This window comes from Bacteroides sp. AM10-21B (assembly GCF_003472565.1).
Classification (GTDB): domain Bacteria; phylum Bacteroidota; class Bacteroidia; order Bacteroidales; family Bacteroidaceae; genus Bacteroides; species Bacteroides propionicigenes.
Genome location: NZ_QRME01000004.1, coordinates 232,626 through 254,665 on the forward strand (window position 1 = coordinate 232,626; position 22,040 = coordinate 254,665).

14 protein-coding genes are annotated in these 22,040 nt (G+C 44.5%); 4 read left to right on the forward strand and 10 right to left on the reverse strand.

The annotated features are described in order from the left end of the window. Positions 1–8: 8 nt before the first annotated feature. The 10 genes from DW121_RS06810 to DW121_RS06855 form a co-directional block, all read right to left on the reverse strand. Positions 9–1,670 (reverse strand): hypothetical protein, encoded by a 1,662-nt coding sequence (locus DW121_RS06810; protein WP_118323358.1) that lies wholly within the window; start codon positions 1,668–1,670, stop codon positions 9–11. 12 nt (positions 1,671–1,682) lie between these two features. After that, entirely contained in the window at positions 1,683–3,605 is a 1,923-nt protein-coding gene (locus tag DW121_RS06815; RefSeq protein WP_118323359.1) for a glycoside hydrolase family 127 protein, read from the reverse strand. Between the two features lie 1,203 nt (positions 3,606–4,808). Further along, positions 4,809–6,539 carry a fimbrillin family protein gene (locus DW121_RS06820; RefSeq protein WP_147399665.1) on the reverse strand — a complete coding sequence of 577 codons (1,731 nt, stop codon included), beginning with the start codon at positions 6,537–6,539 and terminating at the stop codon, positions 4,809–4,811. A 33-nt stretch (positions 6,540–6,572) separates the two neighbouring features. Beyond that, positions 6,573–7,622: a fimbrillin family protein gene (locus DW121_RS06825; protein WP_158573918.1), complete on the reverse strand. Its 1,050-nt coding sequence runs from the start codon at positions 7,620–7,622 to the stop codon at positions 6,573–6,575. Positions 7,623–7,759: 137 nt separating this feature from the next. Then, positions 7,760–9,118 (reverse strand): alginate lyase family protein, encoded by a 1,359-nt coding sequence (locus tag DW121_RS06830; protein ID WP_117712043.1) that lies wholly within the window; start codon positions 9,116–9,118, stop codon positions 7,760–7,762. Positions 9,119–9,151: 33 nt separating this feature from the next. Continuing rightward, positions 9,152–10,579: an Ig-like domain-containing protein gene (locus tag DW121_RS06835; RefSeq protein WP_117712045.1), complete on the reverse strand. Its 1,428-nt coding sequence runs from the start codon at positions 10,577–10,579 to the stop codon at positions 9,152–9,154. Between the two features lie 29 nt (positions 10,580–10,608). Then, positions 10,609–12,360, reverse strand: a complete 1,752-nt coding sequence (locus DW121_RS06840; RefSeq protein WP_118323362.1) for a RagB/SusD family nutrient uptake outer membrane protein — start codon at positions 12,358–12,360, stop codon at positions 10,609–10,611. 12 nt (positions 12,361–12,372) lie between these two features. Further along, complete coding sequence (locus DW121_RS06845; protein ID WP_187120012.1) at positions 12,373–15,597, reverse strand: SusC/RagA family TonB-linked outer membrane protein; 3,225 nt, start codon at positions 15,595–15,597, stop codon at positions 12,373–12,375. A gap of 47 nt (positions 15,598–15,644) precedes the next feature. Then, positions 15,645–16,160, reverse strand: a complete 516-nt coding sequence (locus tag DW121_RS06850) for a sigma-70 family RNA polymerase sigma factor (protein ID WP_118323364.1) — start codon at positions 16,158–16,160, stop codon at positions 15,645–15,647. A gap of 204 nt (positions 16,161–16,364) precedes the next feature. Next, positions 16,365–19,142 carry a two-component regulator propeller domain-containing protein gene (locus DW121_RS06855; RefSeq protein WP_118323424.1) on the reverse strand — a complete coding sequence of 926 codons (2,778 nt, stop codon included), beginning with the start codon at positions 19,140–19,142 and terminating at the stop codon, positions 16,365–16,367. Between the two features lie 171 nt (positions 19,143–19,313). Between DW121_RS06855 and hemW the strand changes: the two genes are divergently transcribed. The 4 genes from hemW (at position 19,314) to DW121_RS06875 (ending at position 22,037) form a co-directional block, all read left to right on the forward strand. Beyond that, positions 19,314–20,447 (forward strand): radical SAM family heme chaperone HemW, encoded by a 1,134-nt coding sequence (gene hemW / locus DW121_RS06860; RefSeq protein WP_117712050.1) that lies wholly within the window; start codon positions 19,314–19,316, stop codon positions 20,445–20,447. A 6-nt stretch (positions 20,448–20,453) separates the two neighbouring features. Further along, positions 20,454–20,996 (forward strand): RNA polymerase sigma-70 factor, encoded by a 543-nt coding sequence (locus DW121_RS06865; protein ID WP_117712051.1) that lies wholly within the window; start codon positions 20,454–20,456, stop codon positions 20,994–20,996. Between the two features lie 102 nt (positions 20,997–21,098). Beyond that, positions 21,099–21,518 carry a hypothetical protein gene (locus DW121_RS06870; RefSeq protein ID WP_117712053.1) on the forward strand — a complete coding sequence of 140 codons (420 nt, stop codon included), beginning with the start codon at positions 21,099–21,101 and terminating at the stop codon, positions 21,516–21,518. A gap of 6 nt (positions 21,519–21,524) precedes the next feature. Further along, positions 21,525–22,037: a FecR family protein gene (locus DW121_RS06875; RefSeq protein WP_118323365.1), complete on the forward strand. Its 513-nt coding sequence runs from the start codon at positions 21,525–21,527 to the stop codon at positions 22,035–22,037. The last annotated feature ends 3 nt before the right edge of the window (positions 22,038–22,040 follow it).

A 22,040-nucleotide genomic window follows, 5' to 3' on the forward strand; every position in this document is an offset into this window, starting at 1 on the left:
TTAATAGTTCATTTCTCAATAAAGAAAGTGCGCTCTACCGGCTCTGCCGTCTGCACCTTTCCCATAATACCGTATTGCCATGCCACTACCGTTACTTTAAGCGGGTATTTGCTGCGGGGAGGTATCTTGGTAAACACTACTTTGCCTCCCTCTATTTCCGCCGGTCCCTCTTTTACATAATAATAGACGGGCAGACCGCAGTCGGACGTCGCATTGAGCATAATGGATTTTGTTCCGTCTTTTACATCCGCAATACCGGGAAATAGAATACACTGCCTGCGCCCCCCGGTCAGCGGATAAGGGATATTGAAACTCAGCTCCTGCACGCACTCTTTGTAGAAGCGGTCGCCTCCGGCACTTGCCACAAGCGTAATGCCCGGAGTACGCTTTTTATTGTTTGTACCCATACGGTAGAAGTCGAGGACAAAAGTCGTATCGTTTATCTGCTTCACCGGACCGCAGATACGTTCGATACGCGGCACGGCAACCGAATGTTTGTCCGCCAAAGCATTGCGCAGGCTATCGGTATATACCGCTTTCAGATGAAACGTCACGCCGTCCGGTTCGGGCAGGAAACGTGCAGAAAGGGTGATATGCGATTTCGGATTATAAGGAACGAGTTGTCCCTCCTGCATAAAGCTGACATATTGCGGCAGCAAGTCACGCTCTTGGCGGTAGAACTCTTCAGTCAGTTCCGCCATTTCGCGGTCGAAATACCAGAAGGCGTCATGGCGGTCTCCTTTGTATTGTCCGTAAGGAGCCGGCTTGGCACGACGGGGTTGTTTCGCAAGGCGTGCCGTACGTACCTCTCCCTGCGGTTCTTCCGCACCCGTACGCCAACGTTCGGCAAGCCAGCCGTTGCGAGGGTCCAGTTTCTTCAGAGCGACCGGTTTATTCCAATCCACACTCTCCGGCAACCTGTACTCCACGGCTTTTTGCAAGAAAAGGCCGATATAATCCGCCGTACGGTCTGCCACATCAAAGTGCCCCCGCCCGGCATCGCAAAGAAAGGAGATGCAGCTTTCGGGATACATCATACGAAAAGCCAAAGCCGGATTGACGCGCGCTTCCCACCACTCGTACTCTCCTTCCACCATCAGACCGGGGATGCCGTCGATGTGGCGTGTACGTCCCCATTCCAAGTTCGCACCGCCATAACCGGTCAGGTTAGTGCGCGGAGCATCACCATGATAGGAGATTACCGCCAACGTACGTTCCGGGTTCCATGCAGCAAAGTTCCACGGGAAAGTAGCCATTGCAGAGTGCCCCAAAGACACAACAGGCGCAACTTCCAGCTCATTGTAGCCGCTCGTCTCCGCCAAATTGTCCAAAGCTGCGAGCAGCGCATTGTTACATCCCGTCTTTACATCCCACGGGAAATCAAGAATGGGCGTAATCCATACCAATGCAATACCCGCTTCCTGCATCCGTTTACGAAACACCGGATTCTCAAACAAAGTCTCTTCACACATATTATGCTGTCCCACCACTACGGCCTTCACCCGTTTGCAATCATCGGGTATCCACAGAAAAGCCTGCGGATGCGCTCCGGTTTCCTGCGAAGTCATCGAAAGAATCCGCACCGACCATTGCCATTCGGCAGCCATGCCGGCTGTCCTTCCCCCAAAGAGGAGGACGAAGAGGAAAAAGCAAAAAGACAGATATTTCATACGATTAAATGCCTACTTATTCTTTAAATCCCAATATACCACATATCTCTGATGATGCACATCGTACAAGGGGCGGAGCACATCACCTTGTTGCGTAGTGAACTTCAGTTCCTTTCCAACCCGTTGCAGCGCACGTTCCGGATGTTTGCAGTCTATCAGGAGCGTTGTTTTCAGGTCTGCCGGAATATGGTAATCATAGGTATAATAATCATTGTAAAGCCGGGGGTCGGAGAAAGGCGCCGGAGACTGCATACCTTCCGTACCCCGCTCTCCCGCCAACACCAGCGGTCCGTAGAGCAACGCACCCTTTTGAGGGCTATCCGGAGTGGTTTCCAGTTGCACTTGCATCGGATAAACGGCCTCTATGCGGTCGCCATCCCTCCACAGACGGGTTAAAGCGATATAAGAACCGGGAGCCTGTCTCACCTGTATTTTCTTTCCGTTGACACGCACCGCCACCTTTCCGCTCCATGACGGATAGCGCAAATATACGGTGGTCTGCACCGGACGGTCGGCCTCAACAGTCATTACAGTTGTTTCCTCTTCGGGAAAAGCCGTTTCCTGTCTCAGGGTTATTCCTTTTTCCTTCCAACGGACCACGGAAGGAATAAACAGGTTTACATAAATACCCTCTTTGCTGCGGTAGTAAATGCCTTCTCCATACTTGGCATGATTCTCGAAGCCGCTTCCCACACAGCACCAAAAAGAGTTCTCCTTTGTGCTATACACCTTATGCGCCCCCGACAGCAAGGGCAGGAAGTAGCAAACCATACCGGTCTGCGGGTCTTGCTGTCCCAAGATATGATTATACAAAGCTCTCTCGTAGTAATCGGCTATGCCCGCATCCGGTTGCCAGCAAAACAGATGCCGGCTTAGTTTCAGCATATTATAGGTACAGCAGGTCTCACCCGTATAGCCATTCAAGAAGTTCGAGAAGCGCTTTGTATCGAAAAAATGCTCCTTCTGGCTACTGCATCCGGGCGCAAATGTATGATGTTCCGTCATTGTGCGCCAGAAGAACCCACTCAACGCCTTGCTGTCCTCATCTCCCGTCAGCTCATAGTTACGGGCTTCCGCCAGTACTTTCGGTATGAACGTATTTGTATGCTTCGTACCCAAATCATCCTTTTGTTCTTTCAAAGGGTCTATCACATCATTATGATAGAAGAAGTGTGCCAGCCGGCGGTAACGTTCGTCACCGGTAACGGCATACAAATTATAGAACGATTCGTTGATGCCGCCAAACTCATTGCGTATCATCTTCCTACGTGTTTCTTCGTTCAACGGTTGCAGTTTGTTGTATGCCCAGTCGCCCATTCTCGTCACAATCGCCAAGGCCTGCGCATTATCCGCATACAGATATTGGTCTATCAAACCGGAAAACAGCTTGTGCAGCGTGTACCACGGAGCCCAAACGGACTGTCCCTTGATATTACGGTTTATCAGTTCTTCGGGAAACGCACTTAGATAACCGTTTCCCAGCGCCTCCTGTACTTTCCCCAGTTCCGTCACGATGCTATCGCCTTTTAGTTTGAAGATTTCGCTGCCCGTAGCGGCATACATCAGTCCGTATGCCGAGAGCAGATGCCCCGTAGTATGTCCGCGCAGCTCGCAATCCAGCGATTCCCAACCGCCATATTTCTTCACGGTCATATATCCTCCTTCACGTCCTGCCCATATACCGGCATTCGTGCGGAAGCTATGCAGCAAGCGGTTCACGTCTATCGACGTCATCCAAACCGAATCACGCAACATATTATCCCGGAAGCGGCTCGGCAACAAACGCACATCCTGCAAATCAAAACCTTCCGCTCCTACCCGAACCGATGTATTCAGCTTCATCTTATCCGTATGCAAACCGGGATAAACAGATTGTGCAGACAGCGTACCCGACAACCCCAGACATAAAGCTATAACAATAGACTTATACTTCATATATTCTTGGTATTTTTAATAAAGATACGAATGAAAGTATGAAAATACCTAATGCACTCATAAGTTTGCAGCAAAAAGCGGAAGAAAAGTTTAAAGTATGACTAAAACTTCCGGGATAGAACGGGAAAGTTTGAAGTATAATTAAAACTTTCAGTATATGAAGTTCCCTAAAAATATCGCTCTAAGAATAGACAGTGAACAAACTGCCGAAAGCATCAAGCATTATTCAGTGCGGGAGTTCCTAATGGAGTGAGCTGAGGTAACCTTTTTACGGTTCTTTTATCGCAAATGTATGGTGCATAATCTCGCAACAAACGTGTAAAAACAAGATAAAACACCAAAGAAAACTTCGTTTTCCAATTGGGGGCTCTACGGTTGCCAATTGGGGGCTGTCCGGTTTCCATATGGCAACCGTAGAGCCCGCAGTTGCGGGACGAAGTTATACACGTAGGTTTACTACATTATGCTTCTGCCAAAATCACAAAAACAACAAGGAATAACAGCGTAAAGCAAGAAGCCTTTCTCCTTGTTTGCCTGAGAAAACCGCTTCAATCCGCCTATTGCATGACAAGAAAATGCGTGTACACTATCTATATTTGCAGTTATGATAAAGAAAAGGTTGTGTTTTAACCGCTATTAACACGACTCTCCACAAAAGATTTTTATGCTGATTATAAATATATTACCTTATAAAATCGGGGAATAGACCACAAAAAACAGTGACGACAAATTAGTTATCATCACTGCCATTGCAGTTGTCATCACTCGCTCTATCCCCTTTCTACAAAGGGATAGAGTGCAATTTATGATAAGTGATGACAGAAAAGTTATAAAACAGTCTTGTAATAAAAGGGTTAAACTATGTGTATATTGCTAACATGAGGACAAGAAAAAGAGGTGAATGTGTCAAAATGTAAAAGTCCTATCAGTCTGTCATTCAGAGGAGCTTGCGACGAAGAATCTCCTCTCTTATGTATGCAGAGAAGAGATTCTTCACTACGTTCAGAATGACAGACTATACCTTAGCGTAAAAATCAAAAGATGTTTTGAGCGAAGCTAATGATAGGACTTTTACATTTTGACACAACCACTTGAAACTCAATAAGTGACAATGGAATATAGTCCATTATCTTTAGAAAAGGATAGTATTCTGAATACCTATTAAGAACTGTTTTTTTATGATTTAACAGTAAATAGAGGATGTCAGAAAGCTAAGATAGGACGTATCGATGCATGTTTAGTGCTACCTGTTTTATCTCTCTCCAGCACCTTCACCTGTCCATTTGTTTTCAATTCTATTGCCCATGTTTTTGCATTACTAACTTCTGTTATAGACCACCAACGGTCTGTATAATTTGATGAAGACGAATTCGTTGGATCTTCAGGAAACTCTTGTAAAAATTCACCACCTGCCGCAACTAACTTATTTCGTAGATTTAGCAAGGTAGCTGACTTATTAGTCGTATTAGCACTGTTATTCGCAAAATCACTAGCACTCAATGAATAGGTTCCTTCACCGTTGCTTGTTACCGCAAAAGCATTAAATACTTCAATCAATTCACCTATACTCGGCATATACCATCCTGTAGAACTGATAGGAGCTACATACTTCGTATTAATTTCCTTACCAAAATTCAGTACTTTCTGAACTGCATCTACTGAAGAAGCAAAAGCCGTAGTTTTTGCATAACCATCAAGTCTTCCCGAAAAAGAAGCATAACTTTCTTCTGTATTAGAAGCTGAAGTTATTACATCGTCACCGGCTGTATGAGTGCCCCAATAATTGTAATAACTGCTTGTACTAGCTCCACTTGTTGCCGGCTCACCATCTGCATGATAATTTACCAAAGCCAATACCTTTCCATGAGTGTAGGTCTTTGACCCCTCTATTCCATTATTTACAGATACATTGTTAGTTGCAAAAATTATTCCCACGCAACCATTAGTAATAATCTTATCATTAGTACCCGGATAGATACTTCCATCTGCATAATAATAATCACCTACCGCAATATCACGTTTAGTATAAGAACTCACAGCATTCGTTGCATTGATTGTGTACTTCATATATTTACCAACCGGCAGATTCACGGTCTTATCGTTCAGTGTAATAGGTGTTGCATATTCTAACTCTCCTGATAAAGTATATTCAATGTTCGGTTTTACAAGAAAGCGGAACAGATTATAGGCCTTAGCATTAGCATCACCCGCCTCTCCGCTTGTTTGTAAGGAAAGAGGGTACAATTTAATCTCATTCACAGGTTCAGAGCCATTCAAAGTAAAAGTTTTAGAAAAGGGCTCTGCATAGGTAAAATTCTTGACTACATCCAAATATGCTTTTACAGGTACTGCAATCTCTATTAGCGCAAAGCGGTGTTTAAAATTGAAAGAAAGCGACTTGTCGTTTGAGCCCTCTATATCTGCCGGTTCTGCCGATGCCATCATCAAGTCAAGAGAAGGATAAGCAATGGACTGGTCATTTCCTGCCGCATCCAGTTTTTCGGTAAAGTAGGTTTCTATTTTAGCCTGTAAATCTTCTATACCGGTTGCATCGGTAATGTTCAGTTTGTCATCATAAGGAGAATAAGCTACATATGCAGTATTCTTATAATAATAAATTTTATTCTCATTGCCTGTCCATCCTGATTCTGCATTCAGGTATTCCAGTGGCATATTTTGGTACATCAATTTATTGTCCGTAGAACGAATGGCAAAAACACCAATCTCATCTCCTGCCTCAAAAGCGGTATTTGCACCGTCATTGGCTATACGGGTATCTGTTGCATCGGATGATACAAAATCTGAAGCTGTTGCATGGATAGTGAGTTGTCCTTCATTTTCCACCGGTGTCACATCCAATTCATCGTTTTGGCTGCAACCAGCTACAAAAGCTGCCGCCAACATCATTGCTGATAATTTGAAAATGTTTTTCATATTCATATTCTTTAATTGTTATTATTATTCCATTCAAATTTCGGTTGATTGTACTTTATCAGAGCCTTCCCATGATTCTGCACCGGAATCCCACGAGCCGCTGTCATCAGGAGTATTCGGCTTATTCTCAATTGCGCTGCCGTCTATCGTATCTTTTCCTTCACTATCCCATGAATTATCGGTATCTGTGTTCGGCTTATTCTCTATGGTACTACCATCTATACTGTCAGCACCTTCACTATTCCAAGAGTTATCGGCATCTGTATCCGGTTTGTTCTCTATGGTGTTGCCGTCCAAAGTATCTTCACTCATATCCCAAGAAGACAAATCTTTGAAAGTCACCTTGATTCCGTCCTCTGACACCTCAAGTTCCACACCTTTTGCAACGCCTTGTCCCAAAGACATATCTTCTTCGAGCGTGTACGTATAAGAACGTTCATCCGGCAAGGTTATTTCCATAAATTCCGTTCCGGCAGGAATGGTTTGGGGCACAATCAAAGCCTTGCCTTTACTACCAGTACGTACGGTTGTCCCCTCTTCCACATTCTGCAGATTGAGGTATTTAACCGTAACATTGTTATAACTGACACTGGGCAGAGTGGACTTCAAATCACATACCATTTGTGTATTACGGTGACGGAAAGAAATAATGGAAGTTGAGAAAGGCACGTTCAACGTCACCACTTCCAAATGATCGCTTTCCCAATACCCACTGCCGCTTTGGTCGGCTTTCACAACAGGAATCTCCGGTTTGATGCCTTCATTATAGGGATACCAAGCATTTACGGTCAGTTCTGTTTTATCACCCCAGTAGAAAGGGTCTTGAGAGGTCAGGTTTCCCAGTTCGTCTACGGTATAGGGTTTTACCACGCCGTCTATCTCTACCGCTACGGTACGGTCGGCAAGCCCTGCCCAGTTATCATTGGTCGTCAAGCGGGTGCTTGCGCCCGAGGTCTGCATCGGTACGAATCCGGCAGTGAATTTCACTTCCGCCCCGCCGGTGTCCTGAGACTCATCGTCATCTCCACAAGAAGCCAAGAAGAAAGCCAAAGTTGCTGCCAGTAAAAATTTACCTTTTATCATACTATTCGATTTAAATATTCTTGTTAACATCAGAGTATCATTATGTTTTGAAATAAGATACGGATGAGCGGAACACACCGCTCAAAACCGTATTTACTTTTTTTGCCATGCCTGCCACCGGCTGGCGCAGATTGCATTTACTCGTAGTAGAACATGAGTGTACTGTAACCAAGCTGGTCGAGTGCACCGCCACTACCGCCGTATTGTTCCGGCCCGGCATCCGGGCGGAGACGCGATGCAAACTCATTGCAATATTTGGCAGGCATACCTACTTTCTTGCAGTGGCCGTACCATAGATCCCAGATAGGACGTTTACCGCCGCGACCTGTTTCAGCACCGTTGTTGCGAAGTTCCACTGCCGAAGGTTCGTCCATCTGTTCGTCACAGTAGAAATAAGAAGTATACGGGAAACCTGTGCGCGTGTAACTGAACCAATCGTTATTGCCGCCCGGCACTTGGTCGATGTACTCCGGTTTAAAGACGTTGTATTTGGCAACATATTCAGCCATTGCCACTACACGGCCGTTATCATAAGCGAAAAGGTCTTCACCAATGTTATAAGCCATTTTGCAGAAATACCCCATTAAAGCACAACACAACATGGCATGTCCCTGGTCGCGACCGGACTCCTGACACTGCCCCAGCTTCTCGCCCGAACCATCCGGATCGTCATACAGGTGCAGTACGGCAGTATTTACATTGCCCGGACCGATGCCATTCTTGAAATATTGGATTACTTCGTTTATCATCTCCTGATTATCGCCCAAGATACCGATAGACAACAAAGCGGTCATCTGCGCCAAGTCCCAGTTGAGCCAATAGTGGTCGGTCGTACCGTTGTGGCGGGTAAGGAAATCATCTGCCATGGCATAAAATGTATTCTCCATCCAAGCTACGAAAGCTTTGAATTCGTCCGTATCTCCCCAAGCATTATAATCCCTCAGAAGTTCGGCGGCATTAGCGAGTTGATAAGCCTGGATGGCTATCAGGTATTCATTCGGGTCAATCAAACTACCGCTTTCACGATAAATGCCTTTACAGTTTTTAGCCCAAGTATTCAAAATGGCTTTGGCGGCATCTGCATATTCTTCCTTGTCGGAAAGTTTCCAACGCAATGCCATTTGATAAGCGGCTGCGGCATCATTAGCCAGCTTTGTATAATTCGCATAATCAGGATGCTTGCTTGCCCAGTTAGCTTGGTCCAGACGTTTCAGCCATTCCACCGGTTCTGCCTGATAGGTCAAGTTGGTAAACTTGCTGCTCTCCAATGAAGCATAAGCATCTGCCCACGGTTGTGCGGAAGTGGCAAGTTTTTCCCTGACATACGTAAAGTCGGCTTCCGAATGCAACATACACGGATGATTCAAGGTGAATTCTATCTTCTCCGGCGCTTCCCATTCATCAAAGTTAATGGGAGTGCCGTCTTCTATCTCCGTACACGAACAGAACCCCAATGTGGCGGTAACTGCCAATGTGTAAATAAAGTTGGTCTTCATATCTTTTGTCTTTTTATTCTATATGGTTATTGCTTATTTATTCGCGGTAATTTGGTCTTCGGCAAACTGCACGGCTTCTTCCTCGGACGCGAAAGTACGTATCCAATACATTTCGTACCGGCCGGAAGGAAGTTCAGCGGATGTCATATCAGCTATCTTAATTTGGAAAGTAGTGAAGGTCACCTCGCCTTCCGCAAACTTATTAAGCGATTTCACATTGTAAATCAATAATTTGGTTCCGTCCGAAAGAGTCTTTCCTTTGTTCAGCTTGCTTTCTCCCTTCGTACCGTTGCTTGCCACCAAGTCCAGCGTATATCCCTGCTTACTTATGTCCGGAAGATTGGTGTGAAGGGCAATGACCGGATAGTTGGCAATATCCATGACAACTTTCGTGCCTTTAGTGTCCAAGGTCAAGTCCGCACGCAACGCACCGGATGACTGGAGTGCGGTAGTTACTATCATACGGTCTTCCGTTATCTCGCTACTTGCGCCTTTGGTGCCCATGCCCCAGCCTTCGAAGCTGCAAGCGGCATCCCATACCCACCAGCCGGTGGCGACTTTCACTGTTGTCGAGGCTTTATTACCCGTAGAACGGCAAGTACCCGTAACAGTCGCCTCGCCAAAGCCCACTGCGGTAACCATTCCATTCTTCACCGTAACCACGCCCTCATCACTCGACTCCCAGTTCACCGAATTGGCAACGGCTGTTTCCGGCACAAATGTGCACTTCAGTTTAGCCGTCTGATAGATATGCAGAACCGGCAACTCTTCAGTTATGGCAATATCTTCGGCGTCCACTATTTCATTTACTGCCAGCGGGAACTCACCCCGGTAATTGCTTCCGTCGTGCGTATAGGCATATATGACTACACTTCCCGGTGCAATGGCAGTGACAGTTCCATTCTCCGTGACGGTGGCAACGCTTTCGTCACTGCTCTCCCATGTAAGATAGGAATAAGTGTGGTTCTCCGGCAAAAGCGTATAAGCCAGTTCCTGTTCATCGCCCGGATAAAGGGCTGTAAGCGGGTTGCCCTCATCATCCTTATTCGTAAACTGAATATCGGTCACTTCAATAATTTCGGGTATCACACTTACGGCAATCGCTTTCTCCGTAACATTGGAAACACCAAAACCTATAATCGGCTTCACCGTAATGACAGCCTCTCCCTCGGCAAGCGCCGTAACAGTACCATTCTGAGAAACAGCGGCCACCTTCTCATTGGAGGAGCTCCACAGAACTTCCTTGTTGGCTGCACTTTCCGGCACAACGTTGTAAACAATCGTAGTGTCCATGCCCACAGCCAAAGGCAATTTAGCGGTCACTTTCAGTTCTATGGAATTGATAAGTTGTTGCTCGGGCATTCCCGTTGTAAACTCTTGTTCCTTATCGCAGGAGGCCAAAAGGAAACATCCCGTTAATGCGCTCGCAAACAAGAATTGATTCATATATATCTTTTTCATAATACTCTTCTTTTTTATAAGTTCGCTACTTATTTATCCCAACCCGGATTTTGTTTCAGATTCGGATTCAACTGCAACTGGTCTTTCGGTAAGGGGAACAAATAGTGCTTCTCCTGCCACTGGCGACCTGTCTCCATCACAATTACCCCTTCGCTGTTGCGGGAATAAGGACACGCAGCCCATTTAGTCTCAAACTCCGTTCCTGCCCACTTCACGCCAAGTATATCTTGCGGCATCTCCGTTTCCGCCGTCTTCCAACGTTTCAAATCATCCAAGCGGAAACCTTCATGGAACAATTCGACAGTACGTTCGCGGCGGATTTCTTCACGCATACTCAACCCGTTATCATTCACGAGTTTGTTTGTCAGCCCCGGCATATTGGGATTGACACGGGTACGCACAAGATTCAAAGAGAGATTCAAATCTGCATCCTCAATCTTTCCATCGCGTTCGTAAACAGCCTCAGCATAGTTCAGCAAAACTTCGGCATAACGGATAATCGGGTAATCATAACCTTCAAAATTATCTTTTACTTCGCGTTCGGAAGCCCACTTCTGGTTATGGTAACCGGTTCCGCTTCTTGGAATAAAATCCGTATGCACAGCATGGTTTTGGTCGGAAGCATCATTCCACGTCAAGCGGCATCCCTTACTACTGTTGTCCCAGAAAGTATCTCCCGGCTTGGCAAGCGTATAACGCATACGGTTGTCACGATTTTCCCATTCGGAAGCAAGCGTGGCATAACCTTTAAATTGAGGATTCGTTCCATTATTATAAGTTACGGGAAGTCCGTTCTGACAAAGATACATATTGGCAAACTTGCGGCTCACCCATACCATGTTAATCAGATTGGTCTTTGTAATGTTCTTGCCGATAGGAGCCAAAGATTCATCATGACGGCGTGCAAAGATATATTCTTTGTTGGCGCTCTTCTGTATGCCTGCCGGATTAGACTTGGCATCCTCCAGAATAAACATATACTTCTGTGCCTTTTCTTTCAGCGCATCCGGTTTGAACAGACTGAATGCCTTACTGTCTATAACTTGTTTAGCTGCTTTGGCAGCAATATCCAGCAACTCACATCCCCGTTCTTCATTTCCGCGGAACTTCTGCCAAGTTCCTTCATAAAGAGCTACACGTGAGAGAAACGCCCAACAGCCTTCACGACTGATACGTCCTGCATCGTTGGTAGTCAATTCGGAAAAACGCGGCAGCATGGGAGCCGCTGTTTCAAGATCCTCTATCATAAAATCGACTACTTCACTACGGTCATTTTGGGCAACTTTCAACTCCGGTGAAGTTACATCCAAAGGTTGGGTTATGATGATGGCATCTCCATAGAATTGCAACAAGTCGAAATAGGAATAAGCACGAAAGAAATAAGCCTCACCTACATACTGTGCAATATCCGCAGGAGCGGAATATTTCTCCGCATTCTGCAATAGCAGGTTGGTACGACGGATATGCGCATAGCATGAACCGTAATTGCCGTCGGACTCCTGTACGGAGTTTGAGCCGTTGCTGAATCGATTGCGATCGTCGCGGCTTGTAAAGAGGTCGGAGTTATAATCCGAATGCAACGGCTTTGTAGAATTGTTGTCCAATGAACTGAAATCGCGTGTCCAACCGTAAAATTGATTGGCAAACAACTGGAACTCGGAAGGAGAGCTCCATAAATTGGATTCGGCCAACTGGTCTTTCGGATCTAAATCGAGACAGGACTGGGACAGGATTCCCATTGCCGCTACTGCCAAAATAGTTTTAATCTTATGTAATTTCATAATAATCTGTTTTTAGAAAGTTAAGTTTAAGCCGAACGTCACACTGCGGGTAAATGGATAACGGCCGTATGCAGTCACAGTACGCGAAGCTTCCGGGTCCCAGCCGTCACGAATCTTACTGGTTTCCCATAAATCGGCTCCCGTTACATAAACACGTGCATAAGTCAGGAATTTAGTTTTCTCCAGCCATTTGGCCGGGAAAGTATATCCTAAAGATATATTCTTCAAACGCAAGTAGTTACCATTCTCTACCGACCAAGAAGAACAACGGTAGTTATAAGTATTTATCTGATCAACATTAGTATAAGTAGGGTAATAAGCCCCCGGATTTTCCGGCGACCATACATCACCTACCGAAAAGTTCGGAGAATTCAAGTGAGGCTTCATCACAGGAATACGCCATGCATCATTACTCTTATTGGAGCTGCCCGTACGCCAAATGGAACGCATACCCACACCTTGAAATACAACAGAGAAATCAAAGCCTTTCCATTCCAATCCGCCATTGAAGGAGAAAGAGATTTTCGGGTCGTCCGTCCCTAAAAAGACGTAATCCTCTTCAGTCAGCTTGCCGTCGCCATTCACATCCTCATACATATTGTCGCCTAAACGAAGGTTGGTTGGCATATCAATCGTATTATTGCCGGTATAACGGTAAAGGTATTTCTCCAATTGTTCGTCATTCTGTATTTTACCTACATACTTCAAACCGAATACGGAATTCAACGGATATCCTTCGCGGTCGGAACGTACTCCATCGGTAATCGTTACGCCTCCGCCATTGTCAGTAAGTTTGTTCGTAGTATAAGTGAATGTTCCACCGATGCTATAACCCACTTCACCTATTTTATCCGACCAATTGAGGTTTCCTTCAAAACCGTTTGCCTTAAAGCCACCCACATTGGCGGTAGGCGCCTTGTCACCCAACGTTGCAGGGTAAGACACATCAATCAACATATTCTCACAGACTTTCCAGAAGAGTTCCGCCGTACCTTTTAACCGATTACCGAACAAACCGAAATCAAGGCCGACATTATAATTCTGAATAGTTTCCCATTCACGGTCCATACTCAGCAACTTGCCGTTCGTATCAATATATGAAATCTTTTCACCACCAATCAAAGCGCCCTTGTTCTGGTTGAAGTTATAAAGCTGAATACCATCATAACGGTCGATTCCTCCCTGATTACCCACCGTACCATAAGATACACGCAACTTCAAATCATCAAAGATATTCAAATTCTTAATGAGAGTTTCTTCGCTCAAACGCCAGCCGGCCGATACACCCCAGAAAAACGCCCAACGATTTTCGGGTTGGAACTTGGAAGAACCGTCATAACGGAAGTTACCTTCCAACAAATATTTGGAAAGATAATCGTAGTTGACACGGGCAAAATAAGAGAGCAGTGCTTCTTGCCATTTCTCCGGTCCTTTATTGTTGTCATTTACCAAAGTCACTTCTCCGATACCATTGATAATATCTAATGAAGGCAAAATGTTTTTAGCTTTGGTAGTGGTATAATCATACTCCTTAAAGCTGTACTGCGTACCCAACATCACTGCAACATCATGCTTGTCTGCCAAAGTTTGGCTCCAATTGGCATAGGCATTAATAGTATAGAGGTCTGTTTGGCTGTTACTCTTAATATAATTACTTTCTTCCTGTTGAGGATTAGTCATTACTTTTTTAGTTCCGGCATAGTTATACCAGTCAATAGAGGTTCTCTGTATGTCTCGCGTAGCATTATTGGTATTATAGCCAAAGGTGGCCACTGCATTAAAATGTTCGTTGAAGGTATATTTGAACATCTCACTGATGTTGACGCCTGTAACCCTCAGCTTATTGTCGCCACCTAATTCACAATACCAGTTGGGAGCTCCCCATGTACCCCAAGCATAAGGCTTTCCATCCGTAGTAGACGAAGGGAAACCGGGCTGCTGGGTAGAAGCCGTCAATGCCGAACCAACCTGAGTAGGCGCTACCTGAGCTTGGCGGAAGAATGAAAGGACAGACTCTATATCAAACTTATCCGTCACATGGAATGTATTGTTCAGGCGTAAGTTATAGCGTTGGTTATTATTATTACCCCACTTCAAATTACTGTCATCGTACATATAGCGACCGGACAAGCGATAAGTAGTCTTCTCACCGCCACCCGACACACTCAGTTCGTGAGACGTGGACATTGCTGTTCCCCACAGGATATTCTGCCAGTCCGTATCGAAAAATACAAAGTCCGCAACATCAGTAAAGGCATTATTAAACGGGTTCTGTGTATTATCCAAATCAATATAGTATCCCTTATTCGCCTGAGCCAAAGCTGCGTACTGCAACCAAGTGTCATCGGCAGGCTTATAACCGTCATTCAGACGGGCTTGAGTAACGGCATTACACCATTGATCCAGATTCATCAATTCCGGTTGGAGTCCGACAAACTTTGCAGTTACCGAACCGCCATACTCTACTTTTGCTTTACCTGCCTTTGCCTTCTTGGTTTGAATAAGGATTACGCCACCGGCTGCCTTACTACCATAAATGGCGGCAGAAGCATCTTTCAAGAAGTTAATAGACTCGATATCCGCCGGATTCAACTGGCTGAATGACTCCGATTCCACTCCGTCTATAATCACCAACGGATCAGAATTATTCTTGGAAAATGAACCGCGCAACTTCATGTTCCAACTTTCATCACCCGGTGCTGCCGAAGTACGGGTAATTACCACACCGGGCACCTGACCTTGCAATGCTTGCGCAGGACTGGAAAGCGCCCCCTTATCTTTCAGCATCTTATCATCAACCACTGTTACAGCACCCGTCAGCGTCTCTTTCTTCTGAGACCCGTAACCCACAACCACCACTTCTGCCAATACTTCAGAATCTTCACGCATCACTATTTTCTGAAAAGCTTTGGTGTCCGATGCCGGGATTTCTACTGTTTTATAACCTATATAAGAGATAACTACAACAGCATTGGGAGAAGATACATTAAGAGTAAAGTTACCGTCAATATCCGTTATCACCCCATTCGTGGTACCTTTTTCAAGTACACTTGCACCAATCACGGACTCACCTGCTGCGTCAACAACCAGTCCTTTCACCGTTCCCGACTGCATAACGGACTGCATTTCTAAAGTCCCGGCAAATACCGGTAATGAAACCCCGGTCAGCAAAGCCGCAGCCAACATGACTGAAAAGAAAAGCTTTCTCGATGAAAATTTCAAGAAATCATTTTTCATACATCTATAATTTAAAATTAACATTCTCGTTGATATACTATATTCTATTAGATACATTGCCTGATATATTCGCGGATCTCATGACGTCCGATACGCAGATGATTTTCCACCGTACGGTGCGAAAGATTCAACTCGGAAGATATATCCGCTATCGACTTGTCTTCAAAACGGCTCATCGTATAAATCTTTCTGCGTTGAGCGGGAAGAACGCTAAGTTTACGTTGCTCCAAAGCTGCCAAATCATTAGAGATAACCCGACTTTCCGTATCACTTGTACAAGTTTCTGCATGATCATACATATAAGAAGATATTTCCTGCTTCTTATAATAACGGCGCAAATAGTCATTTACCAAATTGCGTGAAATGGTATAAATAAAAAACTTTACTGTATCGGGACGAAGCATTTGCTTGTACTCCATTAATCGCAGGAATACATCTTGTGATAAATCTTCAGCTTCTTCTTGGCTATTTACCTTATGTAATATATACAGGTAAACTTGGCGATGATAGCCTACATAAGAGTCAGCTATTAATTGAGAAGTTGTCAGTGTACTGTTTTCCATATCTCAGATTTTTGGGTTTACGTTTGTTTTACGAAAGCAAAGATATAGATACATAAACAGATAACAACATTCTACTGTGGTTAATAAATCTCGCTTAATCCTATTAGACTAAAGAGTACATAAAATACAATAAAACAGATATTTAAGAATTTGAGACTCCCAGTATCAACTAATAATTTGAGACTCTGAAGCCTATTTTAGCCGTTACTCGTTTGTTTTTCCAATGCTGCGAATATATTCATTGGGAGTAATGCCCGTAGCTTTTTTGAAGTAACGGAAGAAAGAAGCACGGGAGCTAAAACCGCAAAGTTCGGCCAGCGCACTAAGAGTATATTTGGAATATTCCTCTCTCTCAATCAGATGTTTGAATTCGGCAATACGATAATCATTGATGTAATCATAATAATTACGGTTCAGATGCTGATTGAAAAGATAAGACAAAGTATGTGCGGATGTACCTATCATAGCCGCTAAATCGGCAATCTTCAAATCCGGATTTGTATAAGCCTTCTCACCATGCATCACATTTTCCAGCTTCTCGGTGAGACGCTCGCATTCTTCAAGGCTAATTTTGTTGGTCTTATATTTTTCTTCCGTAACAACCGCTTTTGGTTCCACCTCGGCAATGAGCACAGGCGCAACAGTTTTCTTAGACTTCTCTTTCCTCTTATAGAAATAAAAGAGACTCGAGAACAATAGGATAACCAAGATGGCTATTCCTGCAATCCAAGCCATAACCGGATAGTCTATATGTACCACCATACTGATTTCCGAGCCTGCCACACCAACACGACGCACTTTAAAGCAATAATCTCCGGACGCCAAGTCGTAATAAGTTATGTCCGACCGTCCCATAAGCATCTGCCACTCCTCTTCTTTGCCCTCCAACTTGCATTCATAAGACATATAACTGGGATCGGTAAAATTCAGGGCAGAGAAACAAATAGTCAGGTTGTTTTGCGAACTTTCCAACTCAACCCGCAACTTTTCTTTATTCAAAGAAGGTGCAACCGGATGTTTGCCATTAACAAAAACATCCGTAATCATTAAAGGGCGATTGTGCTGCAGAAGTTTACTCTCGTCTTGAGGATTCATGTAAATCAGCCCTTTTGAATTTCCCATCCAGATGCGTCCTTGTTCATCCTTAACCGGCAGACAAAATATAAAAATAGGACTGGGAATACCGTCTATGAAATGGTAAAGAATAAAAGTGTCTTTCTTATCATACCGATAAAGTCCGTTACTGGTTCCAATCCACAGCCACCCCTCATTATCTTCTATCATGAACATAAAGTCCTTACCTTCAAGCAAGGTCTTAGGCTGCAAATGCCGGAAATGGTTCATTGACAAATCGGATATATACATAGGCCCTTTATCCGGAAGGAAATAAAGCTGGTGTGCGGAATCCTCAAACACGGTACGGATTTTCTCTTTGTGGATAAAGCCCTCCGGAAAGGCATCCACCTTCAGGCTCTCGGAAGAGGGGTCCCAAATACACATGCCATTCTCCGTACAAATCCAACCTTTGTGCGTAGAATCAAAATAAATTTCATATACATTCCCCTCAGGCAATTTGGAATTGGCGCTATTGTAGTGATTCAACATTTTGCCATCCTTGTAACGGAATAAACCGACTGAAGTCCCTATCCACAAACAACCATCCACATCAGATTTAATACAGAATATCTGCCCTTTAACGAAAGGTTGCACCATACGGGGTTCAAAATCGCTAATGGATAATGTGGCAGGATTCAGTACATACATTCCTCCGCCATAAGTCCCTATATAATATTTCCCTTGAAAAGCATAACTACAAATTATCATGCTGGAACGCAATTGCGGAGCACTGAAACTGGCGTATCTTCCCCGTTGTTCGTCAATAAAGTACAAACCGTCACGAGAACCTATCAGTTTTTCACTGCCCTGAAAAGTGATTGTACGCACAGGCATATCCTTAGTATCAAAATAAGGCGGATAACTATAAGTACGGAACAGCTCGCTTTGATAAAGTGTATAATCCAGACCCAGTTGATAGAATCCTACCCAAATCAGCCCGTTTCTGTCCACCAGCAAAGAATAAACCGAATTGGAACGCAAGCTGCCGCCCTTCCCTACTTCGTGCTGGAAGGAACGTACTATCTTCTTCTGTTTTGTAGAAATAAAATGTACCCCGTTACCGTCCGTACCCACATACAGTAAATCCTTTCCATCACTGGAAAGGGAAGATATTACATTACAACCTACATCCAAATAAGAGCCGAACTTATGCGTACGAGTATCGAAACAAGCAATCCCCTGCCCCATCGTACCCAAATAAACAACTGACCCGATACGGGCGATATTGGTATAAGAGCAAATATGCTTATCATCCACTATAAAATGATAAGGGATGATTCTCTTGTTTTTCAGTTCCAGCGAGTAAAGCCCGCTTGATGTAGCCATCCATAAAACTCCGTTATCATCGAGATTCAACCCATTAATGGTATTGGCGGCAGAAAGCACATTGGGGTCTATCAGGATTCGTTCCAGTTGTCCTTTCCGATAAATAAACAGCCCCGCCTCGCTGCCGATATAAAGCGTGCCTCTACCGTCAGCCAACAAAGAGCGGACACCGCATCTGATAGTTTCGGCAGCAATGGCATCCAACTCACGTCTCTCGTGATTCACACGCCACAAACCCATGCCATTCCCCATCCATATCTGGTTACCTTCCGTCTCGGCAATTGCAGTGACACGTTTCAGTTTCTCATTATTGCCGGAGATAGGATAGCGCTTCAAATGCACACCATCAAACCGTTCTAATGAAGTTCCCGTACCAATCCATACATACCCTATCGAATCTTTATACAGTGCATTGACCACCAAATCAGAAAGCCCTTCAGTGACGGACAGGCCACGGAATATAGATGTCTGCGCGTAAGGAGCATAAGAAATTAACAGAACAAAAAGTGCTACTATATATCTTAGTGTTATGCTTTTCATACAATGTAAATTGGATTCCGTTGCCATGACAACGCTACAAATATAAGGAAAAAACACAGTCCTTCCGCATTTCAATATCCATTTTAGTATTAAATACAAGCAAAGAAATAAAATCACTCAATCTGCAATAGAAAAAATCGTATCTTTGCGCCCCAACCAATTTACAGCGCCATGGCAGGTATCTACATCCATATCCCTTTTTGCAAGACACGCTGCATCTACTGCGATTTCTACTCCACTACCCGTAGCGAACTGAAAAGCCGCTATATCCATGCCTTGTGCAAGGAACTGCGAATGCGGAAGGAATACCTGCGGGGAGAACCTGTCGAAACCATCTACTTTGGCGGCGGCACTCCCTCACAACTTGCGGAGGAGGATTTTCGGGAAGTATTTAAAACTATTCAGGAGTATTACGGAATGGAGCATTGCCAAGAAATTACCCTCGAGGCCAACCCCGATGACTTAACGGAAGAATACGTCACTATGCTGCGGCAGCTGCCTTTCAACCGTATCAGCATGGGAATACAAACTTTTGACGATTCTACCCTGAAGCTACTGAACCGCCGCCACAATGCAGCACAAGCCGTTAATGCCGTACACCATTGCCGACGTGCCGGTTTCAACAATATCAGTATCGACTTGATTTACGGCCTGCCCGGTGAGACAGACAAACGGTGGAAAAGTGATTTACAGCAAGCAGTCATCCTTAATGTCGAACATATCTCTGCCTACCACCTGACCTACGAAGAAGGAACCCGCATCTACGAACTACTGCAAACCCACCGCATCCGCGAAGTAGACGAAGAAAGCAGTGTCCGCTTCTTCTCCACCCTGATAGACACACTTGGAAGCGCCGGTTACGAACATTATGAAATATCCAACTTCTGCCGTTCGGCTATGTACTCCCGCCATAATACGTCTTACTGGAGAGGGGTTCCTTATTTGGGTTGCGGTCCTTCCGCCCATTCATTCAATACAGATACCCGCGAATGGAACGTATCTTCATTAGAAGATTATATACACTCTATTGAAAATAACCATCGCCGGTTTGAAAGTGAATATTTAGACCTGGTCACCCGTTACAATGAATGTATCATGACCTCCATCCGTACTCAATGGGGATTGTCGCTGAATGAAATAGAACAGAATTTCGGCAAAGAATTATGGAAATACTGTATGGATATGGCGCTTCCGCACCTAAATAGCGGAAAACTGGGAATGCATAACGACCGTCTCCGCCTCACCCGTAAAGGTATCTTCGTATCAGACGGCATCATGAGTGATTTAATGTTTGTAGAAGAATAAAGTAATATGACCGAACAAGAAGTCAGACGATACTTGCGTCAAATGAAAGATGAAAACTCGGAACAAGCCTTCCGGGGATTCTATGAGTTGACTTACGACCGTCTTTTCCGTATCGCTTATTACTATGTCAAACACAAAGACGGAGCACAAGAAATCGTACTGGATGTCTTTATGCGCCTTTGGGAACAACGCAAGAAACTTCCTGAAGTAAACAGCATCGAAGATTATTGCTTCATTCTTACTAAAAACGCCGCCCTCAACTATCTGGAGAAGGAATCGAGATATACCGCCCAATCTGCCGAACACCTGCCGGAACCGGTCGAACTTGCAGACTCTCCCGAAGACACACTTATCAGTGATGAACTTTTTGCCCGTTATGTCAAAGCCCTCGACCGGCTGCCGGAACGTTGCCGTGAAGTATTTATCCGTGTGCGTGAAGAGAAACAGAGTTACGCCCAAGTAGCCGAAGAGTTAGGCATCAGCGTGAAGACCGTAGATGCACAACTGCAAAAAGCACTCACACGTCTAAAAGAATCCCTGCTTCGATAGCCCCGAACAAAAAACATCGAAAAAAAAAGAGATAGGCATAGGGAGTTTTCAAAAAAGAGCTGTCTTTACTTATGAAAACTAAAAAACAAATGAAAGAGAGTTATGAAAAGCCTATTTACAATTGGAGCAGGTATACTGTTTGCCCTGTTGGGTCTGAGCGGATGTGAAAACAATCACGGTGACTATCCCAAAGAATATATCGGTTTCGACAAAACGATAGAGAGTTACACCGTTAATCGCCAGGTAGAAGAGCAGGATATTGATATTAAAATCATTGCTATTGAAAAAAGCCAAAAAGACAGAGAAGTAACACTAAAGGGCAATCGGAAACCCGGAGCAAAGCCAATATTCAAGTTGGTGGATACCCGAATTATTATCCCGGCCAAAAAGAAATCAACTACCGCCCGCATCCGTATTTATCCTAAACAGATAAAACGCTCCGAAAAAATATATATAATCTGTACTCCAAAAAACAAAGAGGTAAAGCAATCACAGCTAACATTAAAGTTGGTCGTCAAATAAGAAAAGATGAAAGTAAGCAACGAGAATTTTGAAAAAGTATTAGAGAAGCTAATCTCCTCCACCCGCTCACCCCGAGGACGGTTCTCGGCAGAAAGCAGTTGGAAGATATTGGAAAGCAGATTATTTGCCCGACGCATAAGAAGAAGGTTCTGGCTACGCACAGCAAGTGCCGCCGCAGTAGTCTTGCTATGCGTGGCAAGTTGGGCCGCTTATCATGCCTTATCTTTTGAACCGACACCACCTGCCGCAATCGCCACAGAGAGCCGGTCCGTAGCACCGGTAAGACAAAGAGAGGCGATGGTCTTCAGTCAACAGCCATTGGAGGAAATCGTTCTTCAACTTTCGAAGACATTCCATAAAGTTATCCGGATTGATAATGACAGTTTAAAGAATTATCGAATGACTGCAACGTTTGGTCCCGGTGAAGAGCTGACAGAAATTCTCGACCTGCTGAAAGAAGCCGGCAGCTTTCAATATAAAGAATCTAACGATACAATAGTAATTACTAAACTTAACTAATCT